16 protein-coding genes are annotated in these 18,273 nt (G+C 66.2%); 7 read left to right on the top strand and 9 right to left on the bottom strand.

What is annotated here, in order from left to right; translation table 11 throughout:
- Positions 1-59 precede the first annotated feature (59 nt).
- Genes RM192_RS18655 through RM192_RS18640 form a run of 4 tightly spaced genes read right to left on the bottom strand, consistent with a single transcriptional unit; the run spans position 60 to position 4,816 of the window.
- Positions 60-989: a Gfo/Idh/MocA family oxidoreductase gene (locus tag RM192_RS18655; protein WP_311509164.1), complete on the bottom strand. Its 930-nt coding sequence runs from the start codon at positions 987-989 to the stop codon at positions 60-62.
- Complete coding sequence (gene araD1 / locus RM192_RS18650) at positions 986-1,978, bottom strand: AraD1 family protein (RefSeq protein ID WP_311509163.1); 993 nt, start codon at positions 1,976-1,978, stop codon at positions 986-988. The genes RM192_RS18655 and araD1 overlap by 4 nt, the downstream gene beginning before the upstream one ends.
- Positions 1,975-3,492 (bottom strand): aldehyde dehydrogenase (NADP(+)), encoded by a 1,518-nt coding sequence (locus RM192_RS18645; RefSeq protein ID WP_311509162.1) that lies wholly within the window; start codon positions 3,490-3,492, stop codon positions 1,975-1,977. Before RM192_RS18645 ends, araD1 begins: the two co-directional genes overlap by 4 nt.
- A gap of 13 nt (positions 3,493-3,505) precedes the next feature.
- Positions 3,506-4,816 (bottom strand): sugar MFS transporter, encoded by a 1,311-nt coding sequence (locus RM192_RS18640; protein WP_311509161.1) that lies wholly within the window; start codon positions 4,814-4,816, stop codon positions 3,506-3,508.
- 126 nt (positions 4,817-4,942) lie between these two features.
- Here RM192_RS18640 and RM192_RS18635 point away from each other — a divergent pair, with 126 nt between their 5' ends.
- The 4 genes from RM192_RS18635 to RM192_RS18620 are packed head-to-tail and all read left to right on the top strand — an operon-like array spanning position 4,943 to position 9,082.
- Entirely contained in the window at positions 4,943-6,739 is a 1,797-nt protein-coding gene (locus RM192_RS18635) for an IlvD/Edd family dehydratase (RefSeq protein ID WP_311509160.1), read from the top strand.
- A complete protein-coding gene (locus tag RM192_RS18630; RefSeq protein ID WP_311509159.1) occupies positions 6,739-7,596 on the top strand; it encodes an SMP-30/gluconolactonase/LRE family protein in 858 nt (285 codons plus the stop codon). The genes RM192_RS18635 and RM192_RS18630 overlap by 1 nt, the downstream gene beginning before the upstream one ends.
- Positions 7,593-8,459 carry a 2-dehydro-3-deoxygalactonokinase gene (locus RM192_RS18625; protein WP_311509158.1) on the top strand — a complete coding sequence of 289 codons (867 nt, stop codon included), beginning with the start codon at positions 7,593-7,595 and terminating at the stop codon, positions 8,457-8,459. Before RM192_RS18630 ends, RM192_RS18625 begins: the two co-directional genes overlap by 4 nt.
- Positions 8,450-9,082, top strand: a complete 633-nt coding sequence (locus tag RM192_RS18620) for a 2-dehydro-3-deoxy-6-phosphogalactonate aldolase (protein ID WP_409233843.1) — start codon at positions 8,450-8,452, stop codon at positions 9,080-9,082. The genes RM192_RS18625 and RM192_RS18620 overlap by 10 nt, the downstream gene beginning before the upstream one ends.
- On the opposite strand, the gene RM192_RS18615 is transcribed toward RM192_RS18620, so the two are convergent.
- Entirely contained in the window at positions 9,063-9,323 is a 261-nt protein-coding gene (locus RM192_RS18615; RefSeq protein ID WP_311509156.1) for a hypothetical protein, read from the bottom strand. The genes RM192_RS18620 and RM192_RS18615 overlap by 20 nt on opposite strands.
- 59 nt (positions 9,324-9,382) lie before the next feature.
- Between RM192_RS18615 and RM192_RS18610 the strand changes: the two genes are divergently transcribed.
- Positions 9,383-9,649, top strand: coding sequence for a hypothetical protein (locus RM192_RS18610; protein ID WP_311509155.1), 267 nt, complete (start codon positions 9,383-9,385; stop codon positions 9,647-9,649).
- Between the two features lie 15 nt (positions 9,650-9,664).
- Here RM192_RS18610 and RM192_RS18605 read toward each other — a convergent pair whose 3' ends face one another.
- The 4 genes from RM192_RS18605 to RM192_RS18590 all read right to left on the bottom strand — a co-directional run bounded on the left by RM192_RS18605 (position 9,665) and on the right by RM192_RS18590 (position 15,604).
- Positions 9,665-10,492, bottom strand: coding sequence for a shikimate dehydrogenase (locus RM192_RS18605; protein WP_311509154.1), 828 nt, complete (start codon positions 10,490-10,492; stop codon positions 9,665-9,667).
- Between the two features lie 62 nt (positions 10,493-10,554).
- Positions 10,555-13,536 (bottom strand): TonB-dependent receptor domain-containing protein, encoded by a 2,982-nt coding sequence (locus tag RM192_RS18600; RefSeq protein WP_311509153.1) that lies wholly within the window; start codon positions 13,534-13,536, stop codon positions 10,555-10,557.
- 102 nt (positions 13,537-13,638) lie between these two features.
- Positions 13,639-14,868, bottom strand: a complete 1,230-nt coding sequence (locus tag RM192_RS18595) for an MFS transporter (protein ID WP_311509152.1) — start codon at positions 14,866-14,868, stop codon at positions 13,639-13,641.
- A 76-nt stretch (positions 14,869-14,944) separates the two neighbouring features.
- The gene (locus RM192_RS18590; protein WP_311509151.1) at positions 14,945-15,604 is read right to left on the bottom strand and encodes a TetR family transcriptional regulator; all 660 of its coding nucleotides are present in this window, start codon (positions 15,602-15,604) and stop codon (positions 14,945-14,947) included.
- A 286-nt stretch (positions 15,605-15,890) separates the two neighbouring features.
- Between RM192_RS18590 and RM192_RS18585 the strand changes: the two genes are divergently transcribed.
- Entirely contained in the window at positions 15,891-17,768 is a 1,878-nt protein-coding gene (locus RM192_RS18585) for a TIM barrel protein (protein WP_311509150.1), read from the top strand.
- A gap of 3 nt (positions 17,769-17,771) precedes the next feature.
- Positions 17,772-18,242: a DUF3237 domain-containing protein gene (locus tag RM192_RS18580; protein ID WP_311509149.1), complete on the top strand. Its 471-nt coding sequence runs from the start codon at positions 17,772-17,774 to the stop codon at positions 18,240-18,242.
- The last annotated feature ends 31 nt before the right edge of the window (positions 18,243-18,273 follow it).

Raw genomic sequence — 18,273 nt, 5'->3', positions numbered from 1 at the left:
ACGGGGGCCGCCGCAAGGTGGGCCCCACACCCCCAACGCTATTCAAACCGCGACCCGCCTCACTCCAAAAAATCTTCCACCGTCTCGCACCGTCCGCGCAGAAACGCGTCTGCCACCAGACGCAGCGGGGCGATGTCGCATTCGCTGGTGCGGGTCTGCACCAGTTCGGCGAAGCGGGCGTAGAGCAGCGGGTATTCGCGGTCGGGGGCGCGGCGCGTTTCGCCGTCTGCGCTGAACACCGCGCCGCCGTCTGACAGCGTCAGCGTGCCCGCATCTGTCTCCACCGTGATGTCCCAGGTCTGCTTGCCGGTCTGCCTCCAGTCGAGGTCCACGCTGACCTGCGTGCCTGCAGCATCGCGCAGCATGAGATCGGCGGCAATAGGGGCCTCGCGGTTGGCGGGCACCTGCAAGGTCGCGGTTTCCAGATAGAGCGGCTGCGGCCAGATCCGCGTGGCGATGGACAGCGCGTTGATCCCCGGATCGAACACGCCGAGGCCGCCCGCCTGCCAGATCCACGCCTGCCCCGGATGCCAGTGGCGCACATCCTCGCGCCAGCAGATATGCGCGCGGCGGATCGTCTTTCCCGCCAGCCACGCGCGCGCAGGCTCAACCCCGGCGGCATGGCGCGAATGCCAGCTGGCAAACAGCGTGACGCCCGCCGCAGCAGCCATCTGCTCCAGCGCCGCCACCTCGCTCAAACTCGCACCCGGCGGCTTTTCGAGGAACACATGCTTGCCCGCCGCAATCGCCGCGACCGCCAGTTCAAAGCGCACTTGCGGCGGCGTGCACAGCGCCACCGCGTCAACCTCGGCAGCCTGCAGCATGGCGTCCAGCGCAGTAAAATGCTGCACCCCGTCAACGCCCGGTCCGCGCGGGCTGACCGTGGCGGCAAGCATGAACGCGCCATCCCCTGCAATCGCCGGCACATGCTGGTCGTGCGCGATCTTGCCCATGCCGACAAGGGCGATGCGAATCGGCGGATGGCTCACAATTGCTGCACCTTCACCGGCACCGCGTCCGCACGCGCCAGCGCATTGCGCAGCGGCAGCGTGAACGGCGCGGCCTCGATCTCGAACACGTCGCCCGGCGCGGTGCGGATGCCGTCGCTGAACGACAGCGTGGCGGTGCCGTAGAAATGCACGTGCACATCACCGGGGCGGCGGAACTGCGCATATTTGAAGTGATGCGCCTCAAGATTGGCCAGGCTGTGCGACATGTTCGCCTCGCCCGAAAGGAACGGCTTTTCCCAGATAACTTCGCCATCGCGCACGATCCGGCTGCTGCCTTCGACATGCGCGGGCGGCGTGCCGACCAGCAGTTCGGGGCCGATGGCGGCCTGCCGCAGCTTGGAATGCGCCAGCCACAGGTAATTGTGCCGCTCGGTCACATGATCGCTGAATTCGTTGGCGAGCGTCAGCCCCAGCCGGAACGGCGTGCCATCCGGCCCGATCAGGTAGATCCCGGCAAGCTCCGGCTCCTCCCCGCCGTCCTGCGCGAAGGCGGGCATGGCCAGCGTCTCGCCGGGCCCTCGCAATTGCGAGCCATCGCCCTTGTAGAACCATTCGGGCTGCTGCCCGGTTTCGCCATCTGCAGGCTTGCCACCCGCCACGCCTTCAAGGAACATCCTCATGGAATCGGTCTGCACTTCGGCTGCGGCGGCATCGCGGTGCATCTTGTCGCGCCCCTCGGCCGAGCCGAGGTGGGTGAGGCCCGTGCCCGTCATGGCAAGGTGCGCCGGATCGTCGTGCCCGATTGGCGCGATCAGCCGTCCGGCGGCAAGTTCGGCGGCGATGTCCACGCCCGCGCCCTGCCTGCAGGCCTGCACCGCTTCAGCCAACCCGGTGCCCGCAGCAATCGCGCGCATCGCCAGCGCGTGAATGCTGTCCACGCCGATCAGGAAATGCGCGGCATCGCCCTGCGCCGCGATCACGCTGCGCTGGCCATCGGCGGCGCGATGCTGCAGCAAACGCAAGGTCATGCGAGTTCCCCGTCGATCAGTTTCGGCCAACCTTGCGTCCCGCCGCCACGCAGTTCTGGCGGCAGCAGCGCATCGGGCAGGTTCTGGTAGGATACCGGCCGCAGGAAACGGTCAATTGCCATGCTGCCGACCGACGTCGTGCGCGCGACCGACGTGGCGGGATAAGGCCCGCCGTGAACCATCGCATGCGTCACTTCCACCCCTGTCGGCCAGCCATTGCGCAGGATTCGCCCCGCCTTGCGCTCCAGCAGCGGCAGCAGGCGCGCGGCCATGGCGGCATCGGCATCATCCATCTGCAATGTCACGGTCAACTGCCCCTCGACCTGCGCCAGCACCGCGCGCAATTCCGCCTCGTCAGCACAGCGCACCAGCAACGACGACGCGCCGAACACCTCATGTCCCAGCGCCGGGTCGGCCAGGAACGAAGCGGCGTCCGTCGAGAACATTGCAGCCTGCCCGCGAGCGCCTGCGCCCTCAAGGCCCTGCGCCAGCGTGGCAACCTTGGCATGCCCGGCCAGCAACGCCGTGCCCGCCTCATACGCCGCATGAATCCCGCCGGTCAGCATCGGCGCCGGATCGTGCGCGGCAATCGCCTCGCCTGCCGCCGCGATGAAGGCTTCCAGCCCCGCGCCTTCAATCGCCAGCACAAGGCCGGGATTGGTGCAGAACTGCCCCGCCCCCATCGTCAGCGATGCTGCAAAGCCCGCGCCCAGCTCTCCCCCACGCGCCGCCAGCGCGGCAGGCAAGAGCAGCACCGGATTGACGCTCGACATCTCGGCATAGACCGGCACCGGCACGGCCCGCGCCTGCGCCAGCTTGACCAGCGCCAGCCCGCCGCTGCGCGATCCGGTGAAGCCCACCGCCGCAATGCGCGGGTCCTGCACCAGCGCCGCGCCCAGTTCGTTGCCCGCGCCGACCAGATGCGCGAACACGCCCTCGGGCATGGCGCAAGCGCGCGCTGCCGCAAGGATAGCGCCCGCCACCATGGCGCCGGTGCCGGGATGCGCCGGATGGCCCTTGACCACCACCGGGCACCCCGCCGCCAAAGCAGACGCGGTGTCGCCCCCGGCGGTGGAGAACGCGAGCGGGAAGTTCGATGCGCCAAACACCGCGACCGGTCCCAGCGGGATCATCCGCAGCCGCAGATCGGGGCGCGGCGGGGTGCGTTCGGGCAAGGCCGGATCGATCCGCAACCCCGCCCAGCCGCCGCGCCGCACCACATCGGCAAACAGCTTGAGCTGGCCGATGGTGCGCCCGCGCTCGCCCTCAAGCCGCATCCGGGGCAGCCCGCTCTCGCGCATGGCCATGACGATCAGGTCATCACCCAGTGCGGCGATTTCGGCACCGATCCGCTCGAGGAACGCGGCGCGTGCTTCCGCTGCAATGCCGCGATAGGCATCGAACGCAGCCTCGGCGGCGGCGCAGGCAGCGGCAACATCGGCGGGTCCGTGCGTATCAAACGCTGGCCCGAAGGCCTCTCCGGTGGCGGCATCGATCGAACGCAATTCAGGCATCGGTATCAGTCTTTCAGGCAATGGGTGCTTCATCGGGAAGCGGATGCGTGACCCGCGATCCCCACAGCGCATAGAACAGGACATAAAGTTCGCAGATCGCGGTCAGCAGGAACGACCATTGCAGCCCGTAGAGGTCAGCCAGCCAGCCCTGCACCACCACCAGCGCACCGCCCGCGATGGCCATGATCAGCAGGCCCGAGCCTTCCTCGGTCAGCGGCCCGAGGCCCCGGATGCCGAGCGAGAAGATCGTCGGGAACATGATCGAATGGCACAGCCCCACCGCGATCAGCGCCCACATCGCCGCAGGGCCATGCGCGAAAGTCGCCACCAGCATCACTGCGAAGGCCGCAACGCTGAAGCCCGCCAGCACCTTTTCTGCCGGAATGGTGCGCATCAGGAAACTGCCGGCAAAGCGCCCGACCATCATCCCGCCCCAAAGCAGCGCCAGATAGCGCGAGGCCTGCTCGTGCGTGATTCCGGCAATATCGGGCTGCGAGACGAAGTTGATGAACAGGTTGGCCACGCCGATTTCAGCGATCAGGTAGATGAAGATCGCCGGGATGCCGAACACCAGATTGCGGTGCTTCCACAGCGACAATCCCGCGCGGTCAGCCTGCGAAACGCGCTGGGTCGATTGGCCGATGGCAGGCAGCGGAAACCGCGCGATCACCACTGCCAGCGCCACCAGCACCACCGCCACCAGCACATAAGGCAGGATCACCGATTGCGCATCGGCATAACGCTCTGCCGCCGTCAGCGCCGCGCCGCCTTCCGCCATCGTGCCGCCCTTGGAGCGGCCGAGGATCAGGTATCCCGCAAACAGCGGCGCCAGCGTGGTGCCCAGCGAATTGAACGCCTGCACCAGATTGAGCCGCGACGATCCGGTCTCAGCCGGGCCGATCACGGTGACATAGGGATTGGCCGCCACCTGCAGCAACGTGATCCCGCTGGCGATGATGAACAGCGCGGTCAGCACCACGCCATAGGAAGGCAACTTCGCCGCAGGCACCATCAGCAGCGCGCCCGCCGCCATGATCAGCAATCCGATCACCATCGCGCGCTGATAACCGACCCGGCGGATCAGTTTTGCCGAAGGGATCGAGGCGAAGAAATAGGCGATGAACCACACGCTCTCGATCAGCGTGGTCTGGGTATAGTTCAGCTCGAACACGCTGCGCAGATGCGGCAGCAGCGTGTTGTTGATGACGGTGATGAACCCCCACATGAAAAACAGGCTGGCGAGCAGCGTCAGCGCTGGGCCGTATGCCGCGCGCGGGGCACTTCCATCTGGCACCAAACTCGCTTGTCCAATCGGTCCCGCCATGCCTTGCCCGCCCCTCGATTCCCGCCTGGCGCGATCTTGCGCCTTTTCAATACTCCGAGTATATACCCGGATATGCCGCCGTCAACGGTGGCCGTATTTTGATCGAAAAGTTCGGGGAATCGCGGGATGCAGCAGGGTGACGAGGGCAAGTTGCGGTCGCGCGCATGGTTCGACAATCCGGACAATGTCGATATGACCGCGCTCTATCTCGAGCGTTACCTCAACTTTGGCCTCAGCCTTGAGGAACTGCAATCGGGCAAACCGATCATCGGCATCGCCCAGACCGGCAGCGACCTCTCCCCCTGCAACCGCCACCACCTCGTACTGGCCGAGCGCGTGCGCGACGGTATCCGCGAAGCAGGCGGCATCCCGCTCGAATTCCCGGTCCATCCCATTCAGGAAACCGGCAAGCGCCCCACCGCCGGGCTTGACCGCAATCTGGCCTATCTCGCGCTGGTCGAAGTGCTCTATGGCTACCCGCTCGACGGGGTGGTGCTGACCATCGGCTGCGACAAGACCACGCCCGCTGCGCTGATGGCCGCCGCCACGGTAAACATCCCGGCCATCGCCTTGTCGGTCGGCCCGATGCTCAATGGCTGGCACAAGGGTGAGCGCACCGGATCGGGCACGATCGTGTGGAAGGCGCGCGAACTCCTCGCCAAGGGCGAGATCGACGATGCGCAATTCATCAAGCTCGTCGCCTCGTCCGCGCCATCGACCGGCTATTGCAATACGATGGGCACCGCCACCACGATGAACAGCCTTGCCGAAGCGCTCGGCATGTCGCTGCCCGGTTCCGCCGCGATCCCCGCACCCTATCGTGACCGGCAGGAATGCGCCTACCACACCGGAAAGCGCATCGTGGAAATGGTGCACGAGGATCTCAAGCCGTCCGACATCCTGACGCTTCCAGCGTTCCACAACGCGATCCGCGTCAATTCCGCTATCGGCGGATCGACCAACGCGCCGATCCACTTGTGCGCCATCGCCCGCCACATCGGCGTCGATCTGCCGCTCAAGGATTGGGAGACGCAAGGCCACAAAGTGCCGCTGCTGGTCAATCTTCAGCCCGCAGGCGAATATCTGGGCGAGGACTATTATCACGCTGGCGGCGTGCCAGCCGTGGTGAACCAGTTGATCGGCCAGGGCCTGATCGACGAGTCCGCGATGACCGCCAATGGCCGCACCATCGGCGAAAACTGCCGGGGCGTGGCCATCGAGGACGAAAAAGTCATCCGCCCGTTCGCCCAGCCGCTCGTCACCGACGCGGGCTTCATCGTGCTGAGCGGCAACCTGTTTGACGCCGCAATCATGAAAACCAGCGTGATATCGCCCGAATTCCGCGCGCGCTACTTGTCGAACCCCACCGATCCCGAGGCCTTCGAAGGCCCCGCCGTGGTGTTCGACGGGCCGGAGGACTACCACGCCCGGATCGACGATCCCGCCACCGGCATTACCGCCGAAACCCTCCTGTTCATGCGCGGCGCTGGCCCCATCGGCTATCCCGGTGCGGCCGAAGTGGTCAACATGCGCCCCCCCGCCTACCTGATGACCGAGGGCGTCGGCGCGCTGCCGTGCATCGGTGATGGCCGCCAGTCGGGCACCAGCGGCAGCCCCTCGATCCTCAACGCCAGCCCCGAAGCTGCCGCCATGGGCGGCCTTGCGCTGCTGCGCACGGGCGACCGCGTGCGCATCGATCTGAACAAGGGCACCGCCAACGTGCTGATCGCGCAAGCGGAACTGGCGGAGCGCCGCGCCGCGCTTGAAGCGGCGGGCGGCTTTGCCTATCCCGCATCGCAAACCCCGTGGCAGCAGATCCAGCGCTCGATGGTCGGGCAAATGAACACCGGCGCGATCCTCGAAGGCGCCGAACGCTACCAGCGCATCGCCCAGACGATGGGCCTGCCGCGCGACAATCACTGATGCTGCTGGGACCAATCCCGCGCGAAACCCGCGACCTGCTCGGCGAAGGCCCGGTCTGGGTGCCCGAGCGAAATCGCCTGTTCTGGGTCGATATCCTCGCGCCCGCACTCAACTGGCTCGATCTTGCCAGCGGCGAAGTCGGCCGCCGCCCCTTCCATGAACGCATCGGCTGGATCATCCCGCGCGCGGGCCGCAGCGATTTCGTCATCGGCCTCAAGAGCGGCTTTCACCTGTTCGATCTCGATTCAGGCGACATCACCTCCATCGGCGATCCCGAACCTGACCGCCCCGACAACCGCCTCAACGATGCCAAAGTCGATCACGCCGGGCGCATCTGGGCAGGCACCAAGGACGATACCGACGCCGCCGCCACCGGCGCGCTCTACCGGCTCGATCCCGATCTTGGCTGGTCCCGCCATGACGACCACTATCAGGTCACCAATGGCCCCACATTCAGCCCCTGCGGCACCACGCTCTACCACACCGACAGCGGCGCGCGCACGATCCACGCCTTCGATCTTGCGCCGGACGGAACCTTGGAGAACAAGCGCCTTTTCCTGCTGTTCGAGGACGCATGGGGCTACCCCGATGGCATGACCACCGACGCCGAAGGCTGCCTGTGGGTCGCGCATTGGGGGGCTGCGCGGATCAGCCGCTTCGATCCTGCGGGCCAGTTGATGCGCCAGGTTACCCTGCCCGCCACGAACGTGACCAGCATGACCTTCGCCGGGCCGGACCTCAGCCGCATGTTCGTCACCTCGTCCGCCGATGGCCTCGCGCACGAACCCCATGCAGGCGCGTTGTTCGAAGTCGATCCCGGCGTATGCGGGCTTCCGCCCCGGGCATTCGCCGGATGACCGCGCTGATCGGCATCGACTGGGGCAGCACCAATATGCGCGCCTTCCGCTTCGGCGCATCGGGCGAAGTGCTCGAACGCCGCGCCTCTCCGCGCGGCGCTGCAGGCCTGACGCCGCCCGAATTCGAAAGCGTGTTGACTGAAACCGTGGCGGACTGGACCGATGGCACCACGCCGATCGTGCTTGCCGGAATGGTCGGCGGGCGCACCGGTTGGCGCGAAGCTCCCTACCTGCCCTGTCCGGCCTCGCCCTCCGCGCTGGCCGCCGCCGCGCTTCCGCTGGACACCGCACTGGGCCGCGCCGTCATCCTGCCGGGCCTCTCCACCCGCGCCGAAAATGGCTCGGCTGACGTCATGCGCGGCGAGGAAACCCAGCTGCTTGGCGCTGGCCTCACCGCTGGCCTCGTCGTCCTCCCCGGCACGCACAGCAAATGGGCGACGCTCGAACAGGGCCGCATCACCACTTTTGCCACCGCGATGACCGGCGAGCTTTACGCCCTGCTGCGCCACCACTCGCTGCTCGGCCAGCTTGCCAGCGAAGGCGCGTTCAACGAGCACGCCTTCGCACGCGGCGTCACGCGCGCGCTGGACGCAGGCAACTTCGCCCCGCTGCTGTTCTCCACCCGCGCCGATGTGCTGCTGGGCGACCTGCCGCCGCAAGCGGTGGAAAGCTACCTGTCCGGCCTGCTCATCGGCGGCGAGATCGCCGGGTTTGGTGCAAAACCGGCAACCCTGATCGGCAACCCGCAGCTTGTCGCCCGCTATGAAACCGCGCTGCGCCTTGCCGGGATAAACGCCATCACCATCATCGACGGCGATCACGCCGCCTCGCGCGGCCTCTGGGCCATCGGAGAATGCCTGTGACACTCGACCAAGCACTCGGCGCGCTGCCGCTCATCGCCATCCTGCGCGGGATCACGCCTGCCGAGGCGGTGCCCATCGCCGATGCGCTTTATGAAGCGGGCTTCCGCTGCCTCGAAGTGCCGCTCAATTCGCCCGATCCCTTCGCCAGCATCGCCGCGATGGCCGCGCACCTTGGCACCCGCGCACTGGTCGGCGCAGGCACCGTGCTGACCGTAGCCGATGTGGCGCGCGTCCGCGAAGCAGGCGGCGGCATCGTCATCTCGCCCAACACCGATGTCGATGTCATCGCCGCCACCAAGGCCGCAGGCATGGCCTCGCTTCCCGCGTTCTTCACCCCGACCGAAGCCTTCCGCGCGCTCGCCGCCGGGGCCGATGCGCTCAAGCTCTTTCCCGCCGAAGCCGCCGGACCCGCCACGCTCAAAGCCGTGCGCGCGGTCCTCCCCGCCGGAACCCGCGTGTTTCCGGTCGGCGGCATCGATGCGAGCACGATCCCCGCCTACCTCGCCGCAGGTGCCGCAGGGTTCGGCATCGGCTCCTCGCTCTACGCGCCGGGCCGCAGCGCAGCCGACGTGGGCGAACGCGCGCGCGCCCTCGTCGCCACCTTCACGCAGGTGCCTCGGTAAGCTGGGCAATCTCGAACGCGAACGTCTTCCAGCCCCGCATCTTCGCCGCATCCTGCGCGGGCTGGCGCTTGGCCTTGGCATCGGCGAGCGAGCGGGCGTGGCCCCAGAACACTTCGGTCTTGCCGTTTTCCAGCGTGGCGACGATCCGCCAGTAATGGGTGAAGCTGTCGCTCGTCGGGCCGATGGTCTTCACGTAGCCATCGGGCATCGTCGCAGTCAGGAAGCGCTTTTTCTTGGCCATGGTCGCCCTGCCATGCCACGGCGCTTGCTCCGCGCGCAACCAGCGGCGATAGACGCGCGATGGATTTCGACGATCAGCTCCGCCGCTTCTTCGGCACCGCCGACCTCACGCAAGTCACGCCCGATGCTTTTGACGGCGGCACCGAACAGATGCGCGTCGCATTGGGGCTGGAACGCGATCCCGCGCGCCGCTTCGCGCTATGGTCGATCCTCTACATGCTCGGCGCCGCGCCGGATCTCGACGTCACCTTCAAGGACGCCGGCCAGCGCGATGCCGCCCGCAATTTCATGGACATGATCGACCGCGCCGCCGCGCCGGACGAATAGGGCCAAGGCCAGGACCTAACCCAGACTGGCGCGCATCCGCGCGGCATCGGCAGCATGACCGGTGATGATCTCGAACGCGCGCGCGGCCTGCCCCACAACCATGCCCACGCCGTTGATCGTGGCGCAACCCTTCCCCTTTGCGACCCGAAGCAGCTCGGTCTCCGGCGGGAAATAGATGACATCGGCAACCCATTGACCGGGCGCAATCTTGTCTTCGGCCATGGGCATGCCGGGTTTCCCGTTCATGCCGATGGGGGTTGCGTTGACGATGCCGTCGGCACCATCGGTAATGAGGTCACCCAGCGATCCGGCGGTCACCGTCCGCTGCGGGTAACGCGCGCCAAGGTCTGCCGCCAAAGCGCCAGCCCGCGCCGCATCGATGTCCACGATGTCGAGCCTCTCGACACCGATCGACATCAGCGCATTGGCCACCGCCGCGCCTGCGCCGCCTGCGCCCAGTTGCACCACATGGCGCAGGACCGCGCCGGGAAGACCGTCGATCACCGATCCGCGAAACCCGGCCATGTCGGTGTTGTAGCCGATCAGCCGCCCGCCCCGGATCGCCACGGTATTGACCGCGCCCACCGCGCCTGCGCTTTCGTCGAGTTCATCGAGCAGCGGCAGCACCGCCTGCTTGAACGGAAATGTCACGTTGAACCCGCTGAACCCCCGCGCCACCAGATCCGCCATCACTTGGGCCAGATCCTCGTCGGCAAGGCCGCGCGAAGAAAAGTCGAACAGCTCGTAACTGAGATCCAGGCCCTGCGCCTGCGCTTCCTTCTCGTGCAGCTCGGGCGAGCGCGAGGTGAGAATGGAGCGTCCAAGAAGGCCTGAGCGGATCATCTGTACCTTGAAATTCGGGAAAAAATCCCGGCGCCGGTGAGGGCGCCGGGACACAGGGTGGATCAGAAAGTGGCGCGAATGCCGACATAGAACGAACGGCCGATCACGTCATACTGCGCGGTATCGGTCAGCGTCTGGTTGCTGGCGACGAACGGCAAGCCGCGGTCGGTCAGGTTGTTGACGCCGCCGCGCAGTTCGAAACGCTCGTTCACCTTGACCGAGCCGAACAGATCCCAGGTCTGGTACGAAGGCACGCCCAGCGCGACATTGTTCGGGCTGTTGATCCGGCTCACGTCGTCGAGCGCGTTCTGGTACTTCCAGCGCAGGCCGAAGCTCAGCACGTCCGAACGATAACCGAGCGTCGTCAGCGCCTTCCACTTCGGCGTCGCGCGCGGCGGCACCGATCCTGCATCGAACACCGAGCCATTGCTGATCCCGGTGTAATCAAGGAAGGCTGCACCTGGCAGGAGCTGAACCTTGTAGTTGTTAAGATAACCGATCGCGGAGTCGACATAGATCTTGCCGCTATCTGCGAGGAACGGCGTCGGCACGCCCCAGTGAACCTGCACTTCGATACCATCGGTCTTCAACGCGCCGAGGTTCTTGAACGGCGTGTTGACGTTCAGAAGCTGGCCGTTGACGTCACGCGTGATCAGCGCACAGTTCGCATCAGACAGCGAATAGGTCGGGTTGCTGCCATTGAGATTGTAGCAGCCCGACAGCACGGTGCCACCCGGCACGGCCGAGATCACATTCTTGATGCTGATATTGTAGTAATCGACCGAGAGCGAGAAATCACCGAACACCCCGCCACCGCGCGGCGCGTTGAACACGAACCCGAGGTTGAAGGTATCGGCCTTTTCGGGTGTCACCGCCAGACTGCCAGCGGTGGTCGAACCGGTCGCCGTGGTCTGGAACTGGTAGCTGCTGATCTGTGCCTGCGGCACGCCCTGAGCGACGCAAAGTGCGGCTACCTGCGCGCCGTTCGCACCCGTGCGGGCAAGCGAACGGACGTCGCACGGATCGCCGAGCGAAGCGGGCGGCGTGCCAAGGGCAAGCTGCGCGTTCTGCGGCGGCGAGAACAGTTCGGCAATGTTCGGCGCACGCACGGCGCGCTGATAGCTGCCACGGAACAGTACCGTCTCGGTCGGGCGCCAGCGCATGTCGGCTTCGTAGCTGACAACCGAACCGGTCACCGAATAGTCCGAGACGCGCGCGGCGGCGCCAACGCCGAATTCCTCGATGAACGGCTTGCCCGAAATCAGCGGAATGTCGATCTGGCCCGCCAGTTCCTTGACGCTGATGGCCTTGCGCGAAACCGGAAGCTGCGCGGCGAAGCCTTCGACATTCGCGCCCGGTGCAAAGCCCGAGGCCGGGGTCACATCGACGTCAGGCGCATATTCATACGTATTGCGGCGCCAGTTGCCGACCACGGCAACCTGCGCCGGGCCTGCGCCCAGATCGAACAGCTTGCCGTTGATCTGCAGCTGCGCCTGGGTCTGGCTCAGGCGCTCCTTGGAGACGGCGTTCTTGGTGATGTAGGCTTGGCAAGCTGCGGAAAGCGAGCGCGCATTGGCATCGCCGAACGGGTTGAACCCGCCCGCGCAGATCGAAGCGCCGCCATCGGGCGCGCTCAGCAGGTTCTGCACCTGGCTCTTGAGCACGGCATCGTGCATCACCGAATCGTGGTCCGACTTGTCATAGGCCACGAAGCCGTCGAACGACCAGCTGTCGGTGATGTCACCCTTCAGCCCGCCAAGGTACTGCTGCACCTTGTAGCTTTCGTTCCAGCCCTTGTAGGGCACGCCGACATAGCGCGAGCTCCAGTTGAAGTTCGCATTCGGGTTCGGGCGCGAAGCCAGGATCGTGCGCAGGTCTGCCGGGATGAACGGGTTGGTCACCGGGATCGTGGTCAGGCGCGGGAACTGCGTGAGGCTGCCGCCGCTTTCGGTGCTGGTGGTCAGGTCCACATACATGAACTGGCCATAGAGGTTGAGCGAGGGCGTGATGTCGTAGTCGGCCTTGACGAAGGCGCTCTTGCGCTCAAGCCCGTTGATGTAATCGATCTGCTGGCCAACCGGCATACGCACGTTGCCGCCGACAACCGCATAGCCGCCCGTCCCGTTAGGGCCCTTGTAGTTCAGCGCGCCAGTCTGCGTGAACAGCGTGCCGTCCTTGTTGAAGCCGAGGTTCGATCCCAGCGGATTGCGCGCACCGGCAACGCCATAGGAATTGAACAGCGCGGTCACCGCAGCCGCGCTCGGCGCGTTGGCGGCGCTGGGCACATAGGTGCCGGTGCCGATGAAGCCCGAAGGCGTCTTGTCGAAGAAGAACGAGCGGCGGCTGCCGTTCAGCGGGTTCTGCTTGGCATAGGCGAACGCCGCAACGATGTGTCCGCGATCCTGCGCAAAGCTGGTGCCACCGGCGATCGAGCCCTTGAACTTGAAGGCATCCCCGCGCGAGCTGAGCGTGTTCTGCAAATCAACCGTCACGCCCTCAAGCGAGCGGATCGACTTGAAGTTGACCACGCCCGACATGGCGTCCGAACCGTAAACCGCCGAAGCGCCGCCGGTGATCGCATCGACGCCGCCGATGATGGCATCGGGCAGGATGTTGATGTCAACGTTGCCGCGAATGTCCGAAACCGGCAGGCGGCGGCCATCGAGCAGCACGAGATTGCGGTTGGTGCCAAGGCCGTGAAGGTTGATGCTGGCGCGCGCGCCGGTGCCCTGTCCGCCGGTCGCTTCATTGCCGCCCACGGTGAAGCCGGGCAGCTGATTGAGCGAATCGACGAGGCTGGTCTTGCCCGCCTGACGGATCGCGGCATCGCTGATGCTGACGATCGGGCTGACGGCGGTGTTGTTCGGGCGCTGGATCAGCGACCCCGTGACGATGATCTCCTTGTCGGCGGCGGCGGGCGCGTCGGCGGCCTCATCCTGCGCGACATTCTGTGCGGCATCTTGTGCCAGCGCCGGCGCGGCGAGCGCAAAGCCCACCGACAGCAAAGACGCGGAAACTGCTAGGCGTGTGCCCCTCAAACGCATGGTCGTCCTCCTCCACGGGCGGCTTGAGTCGCCGCCCTTCACCCTGCTCATTTATGTAACGAACTAGTCCCTGTCAAATATATTGTAACTATCCAGTTACACTTATGACACGGGCCTTTTGAAGCGCTCGACGAGGAAGGCCGCGCCCGCGCAGATCACCAGCGGCACGCAATAGGCGGCAAACAGGAACGGCAGCGGCGCATTGGCGGCCATCAGGTATCCGCCCAGCATCGGCCCGATCACCGCGCCGCCACGGCCCACGCCAATCGCCCAGCCCACACCGGTCGCGCGCAGCTTTTCGGGGTATGCGCCCGCCGCAATCGGCCAGACGCCGTTGTATCCGCCCTGCAGCAGCACACCGATGGCGAACGCCGTGCAGAGCGTGGCCCAGACCGGCATCGCCACCGATCCGAAGGTCACCATCGCCGCGCCTGCCAGAACCAGCATCACCGGCACCAGTCGCCCCAGCGGCACGCGCAAGGCAAGGAAGCTCATCGACATCGTGCCGACAAACGCGCCCGCATTGTAGAGCGCGCCCGCGTAAATCCCGTTGGTTTCCGAAAGCCCCGCCGCGATCGACAGCTTGGGAATCCAGCTGACGATGAAATAGAGCACCATCAATCCGAAGAACACCGCGCTCCACAGCGCAATCGTGCGCGGCCGCAGTTCGGGCGCAAACAGGTGCGCCACCTTGCCCGCCTCGACTTTGGCATCATCTTCGGCAACGGGCTGCTTGTGCGGAAGCACCAGAAGCGCCGCCGGAAACAGCGCGACGGTCAGCACGGCGGCGCCCAGCAGCATCCCCTGCCAGCCATAGACCGGCAGCAGCCTGGCCACGATCAGCCCGGTGAACACCGCCGCGAACGGATAGCCCGCCTGGACCACGCCCACCGCCATGTTGCGCTTGGCAGGTGGCGCGCTTTCCGCTGCCAGCGCAGCCATCGCCGCCAGCACCGTGCCGATCCCCGATCCCACCAGCACGCGCATCGCGAACAGCACCGGCACGCTGCCGGCAAAGGCGCTCGCCACCATGCCTGCAGACATCAGCGCCAGCGCGGCAATGATCACCGCCCGCCGCCCCACCCGGTCGGCCAGCGGCGCGATGAACATGCCGCCAATCGCCATGCCCAGCAGCCCGGCGCTGAACAGCGTGCCCATCGTGTCGGACCCGATGCCCCATTCGGCCTGAAGACGCGGCGCGATGAACGACAGGATCGTCACGTCCATCCCGTCGGCCATGTTGATCGCAAAGCACAGCGCCACGATACCCAGCCCCTTGCGGGTCCAGCTTTCGGGGCCGTCTGCGCTCCCGGCGCTAATCGGAATTGCCATTCGTCCTCTCCTTTGCCGCGCCGGGAGGACGAATGACTGACAAGGCACGACCGGACCGCAGCCCGCTCCGCGCCCGTCAGTCCTGCTTCGTCACCCAGGCGAGGATGATGTCCGATACCTGGCTCGCCCGCCGCGCAATCGCTTCGGGGCTGGTCATGTCCACCCCGAAGTTGTGCGCAAAAGTGAACTGGTTCGATACGTTGTAAAAACTGAGCGCGGTCAGGTTCAGGTGCAGATCCACTGCATCCAGCCCGGTGCGGAACAGCCCCTCGGCCTGCCCGCGCGCGATGATCTTTTCCAGCATCCCGATCACCCGGCGGTTGCCCTGCGGCAGGGTCTTGATCTGCTTGAGATGTTCGGCGCGGTGGATGTTCTCGTTCATCACCAGCCGCACCAGTTCGGGGTGCCGCGCATGATAATGCACGTCATGCTCGATCAGGCGGCGCAGCGCATCGGCGGCGTTGCCGCTTTCGATGTCCACTTCGCTCTCGCTCGCGCGCACACGGGCGTAGGCGCGCTCCAGCACCGCGCGGTAAAGCTCGTCCTTGCCCTCGAAGTAGTAGTAGATCTTGCGCTTGGTCGCCTTGGTGCCGATCTCGTCGATCCGCGCCCCGGCGAGGCCCTTCTCGACGAATTCGTCGGTGGCGATGTCGATGATCTCGTTGATCGCCTGCTCGCGGCTTTCGGCACGGCTGCGGCGCGCGGGCTTTTCACCTGCATCTTCGGCTCGGGACACGTCGGCAACCTCCGCAAGATCATGCGCAAGGCGTGGAACCAGAGATGGTTGCAACGCTCCCGCAGCGGCCGACCCTAACGACATTTGCGCGTCCGGTCTGCCTGCGACTCTGGCCACGGCGCCCGCAAATGGGGGTTTTCCCCAGTCACATCTGCAGCCACGCCAGCCATCACCTGCAAAACCTCCCCTTGCCTCATTCGTGCATTTATGTAACGAACTAGTCCCTAACATTTTAACTTGTCAACACCGGCCATAGAGTCGGACGCGGGAGCCGGGCAGTCAGCCGATGAAAACCTCGATAGCAACCGTATCGATCAGCGGCACGCTCGACGCGAAACTGCAGGCCATCGCTGCCGCAGGCTATGACGGCGCGGAGATCTTCGAGAACGATCTGCTCTCGACCGACATGTCTGCGCGCGATGTGGCGGCGTTGATGCGTGACCTTGGCCTCGCCTGCACCATGTTCCAGCCGTTCCGCGATCTGGAAGGCCTGCCGCAGCCACAGCGTGTCCGCGCCTTCGACCGGCTCGAACGCAAATTCGACGTGATGGAGGAACTCGGCACCGACCTGCTGCTGGTCTGCTCGTCGTGCTCGCCGCTCGCCGATCCCGACCGCGCCCGCACCATCGCCGACCTGCACGAAGCCGGGGAGCGCGCCGCAAAGCGCGGCCTGCGCATCGGTTACGAAGCTCTCGCATGGGGCCGCCATGTGAGCGATCACCGCGATGCCTGGAGCATCGTGCGCGACACAGATCACCCCGCCATCGGCCTCGTGCTCGACAGCTTCCACTCGCTCTCGCGCAAGATCCCGTCCTCCTCCATCGGCGACATACGGCCTGAAAAGCTGTTCATCGTGCAAGTGGCCGACGCCCCCGTGCTCGACATGGACCTGCTGCAATGGAGCCGTCATTTCCGCTCGATGCCGGGCCAGGGCGATTTCCCCCTGGACGACTGGGCCGAGGCGATCCGCCGCACCGGTTATGACGGGTACTGGAGCCTCGAAATCTTCAACGACCGCTTCCGGGCAGGCTCGGCCCACGGCGTTGCGCTCGATGGCTATCGCTCGCTCCGCTTGCTGCAGGGGGGCATCGCCCGCCCCAGCGCCGAGGCTGCCGCGCTGCCGCCCAAGGCCAGGCCCATCGGCACCGAATTCATCGAGTTCGCCGCCAGCCACGAAGAGGCCGAGACGCTGGGCGAAATGCTGCGCCCCTTGGGCTTCCGCCCCACCGCGCGCCACCGCAGCAAGGACGTCACCCGCTGGCAGCAGGGCGCGATCAACATCGTGATCAATTGCGAGCCCGAAGGCCTCGCCCACAGTTTCGATGTGGTCCATGGCGCCTCGGTCTGCGCGATCGGCCTTGCCGTGGACGATGTGCCCGCAGCCCTCGCCCGCGCGGATTTCCTGCGCGTGCCCCGCTTTACGCAGGCCGCCGGACCCGACGAATGGCCGATCCCCAGCGTCCGCGCGGTCGGCGGCAGCCTGCTCTATTTCGTCGACGCCGCCACGCGCGAGGCGATGTGGGCGCACGAATTCCCGACGCCGCTCGAACCCGTTCCGCAAGCCCCGCTGCTCACCAATATCGACCACATCGCCCAGACCATGCAGTACGAGGAATTCCTCAGCTGGCTACTGTTCTACGTCGCTCTGTTCGATGTCTCCAAAACCCCCCAGCTCGAAATCGCCGACCCGATGGGCCTCGTCCAAAGTCAGGCCGTGGAAAGCGCCGACAAATCGGTGCGCTTCACCCTCAACGGCTCGCTCGCCGCGCAGTCGCTCTCCTCCCGCTTCATCCAGAACTACTTCGGCGCAGGTGTGCAGCACGTCGCCTTCGCCACCCCCGATGCTTTCGCCGCTGCCGAAGCCGCCGCCGCACAGGGCCTGCCGCGCCTCGGCATCCCGCGCAATTACCACGACGATCTCGAAGCCCGCCTCGGCATCGATCCCGCGCTGGCAGACCGCATGGCCGCCGACGACATGCTCTATGACCGCGCCACCGATGAGAGCGGCCACGACACCGAATACTTCCAGTTCTACAGCCGCGCCTTTGCCCGCCGGGTGTTCTTCGAAGTGGTCGAACGGCGCGGCTACGCAGGCTACGGTGCCGCCAACGCGCCGATCCGCCTTGCCGCACAGGCCCGCCACAAGTCCGACTTTCCGGGGTAAGCCATGACCTTTCTCCTTGCTGTAGCCGCTGCCGTAACTGCGCCCACCCCCGGCCTCGAATATGCGTTCGAGGAAACCGTGCTGCTCGGCCCCGACGTTCCTGCCGGCCAGACGCCGCTCGGCACGCGCAACATCGTGCCGATCACCGGCGGCACTTTCGAAGGCCCCGGCCTGAAAGGCACGATCATCGGCGGCGGATGGGACTGGCAGTTGCGCCGCGCCGACGGCTGCCTGCAGATCAAGGCCGACTACATGCTGCGCACCGACGACGGCGTGGTCATCAACGTGATCAACACCGGCGTCAGCTGCCGGGCCAAGGACCCCGCCGCCGTGGTCCGCACCCAGCCCGTATTCGAAGCGCCGCTCGGAAAATACGAATGGCTCGGCCAGACCAGCTTCGTCGGCACGCTCGACCCGGTCAGCCTCCCCGGCGGCCAGCGCGCCGTCCGCATCCGCTTCTTCCGCGTAACCTGACTCCCCTGCCAAAAACAAAACCACCCCCGGA

Source organism: Novosphingobium sp. MMS21-SN21R (assembly GCF_031846015.1).
In the GTDB taxonomy this organism is placed as follows: domain Bacteria; phylum Pseudomonadota; class Alphaproteobacteria; order Sphingomonadales; family Sphingomonadaceae; genus Novosphingobium.
The sequence above is the reverse complement of the archived record's forward strand: the minus strand, read 5'-3'. Positions and strand labels throughout refer to the sequence as shown.

Excerpts from the sequence above, each read along its gene's own strand:
- araD1 (WP_311509163.1), bottom strand. The coding sequence starts at position 1,978 with ATGACCTTGCGTTTGCTGCAGCATCGCGCCGCCGATGGCCAGCGCAGC.
- RM192_RS18645 (WP_311509162.1), bottom strand. The coding sequence starts at position 3,492 with ATGCCTGAATTGCGTTCGATCGATGCCGCCACCGGAGAGGCCTTCGGG.
- RM192_RS18640 (WP_311509161.1), bottom strand. The coding sequence starts at position 4,816 with ATGGCGGGACCGATTGGACAAGCGAGTTTGGTGCCAGATGGAAGTGCC.
- RM192_RS18635 (WP_311509160.1), top strand. The coding sequence starts at position 4,943 with ATGCAGCAGGGTGACGAGGGCAAGTTGCGGTCGCGCGCATGGTTCGAC.
- RM192_RS18630 (WP_311509159.1), top strand. The coding sequence starts at position 6,739 with ATGCTGCTGGGACCAATCCCGCGCGAAACCCGCGACCTGCTCGGCGAA.
- RM192_RS18625 (WP_311509158.1), top strand. The coding sequence starts at position 7,593 with ATGACCGCGCTGATCGGCATCGACTGGGGCAGCACCAATATGCGCGCC.
- RM192_RS18620 (WP_409233843.1), top strand. The coding sequence starts at position 8,450 with ATGCCTGTGACACTCGACCAAGCACTCGGCGCGCTGCCGCTCATCGCC.
- RM192_RS18615 (WP_311509156.1), bottom strand. The coding sequence starts at position 9,323 with ATGGCCAAGAAAAAGCGCTTCCTGACTGCGACGATGCCCGATGGCTAC.
- RM192_RS18610 (WP_311509155.1), top strand. The coding sequence starts at position 9,383 with ATGGATTTCGACGATCAGCTCCGCCGCTTCTTCGGCACCGCCGACCTC.
- RM192_RS18605 (WP_311509154.1), bottom strand. The coding sequence starts at position 10,492 with ATGATCCGCTCAGGCCTTCTTGGACGCTCCATTCTCACCTCGCGCTCG.
- RM192_RS18600 (WP_311509153.1), bottom strand. The coding sequence starts at position 13,536 with ATGCGTTTGAGGGGCACACGCCTAGCAGTTTCCGCGTCTTTGCTGTCG.
- RM192_RS18595 (WP_311509152.1), bottom strand. The coding sequence starts at position 14,868 with ATGGCAATTCCGATTAGCGCCGGGAGCGCAGACGGCCCCGAAAGCTGG.
- RM192_RS18585 (WP_311509150.1), top strand. The coding sequence starts at position 15,891 with ATGAAAACCTCGATAGCAACCGTATCGATCAGCGGCACGCTCGACGCG.
- RM192_RS18580 (WP_311509149.1), top strand. The coding sequence starts at position 17,772 with ATGACCTTTCTCCTTGCTGTAGCCGCTGCCGTAACTGCGCCCACCCCC.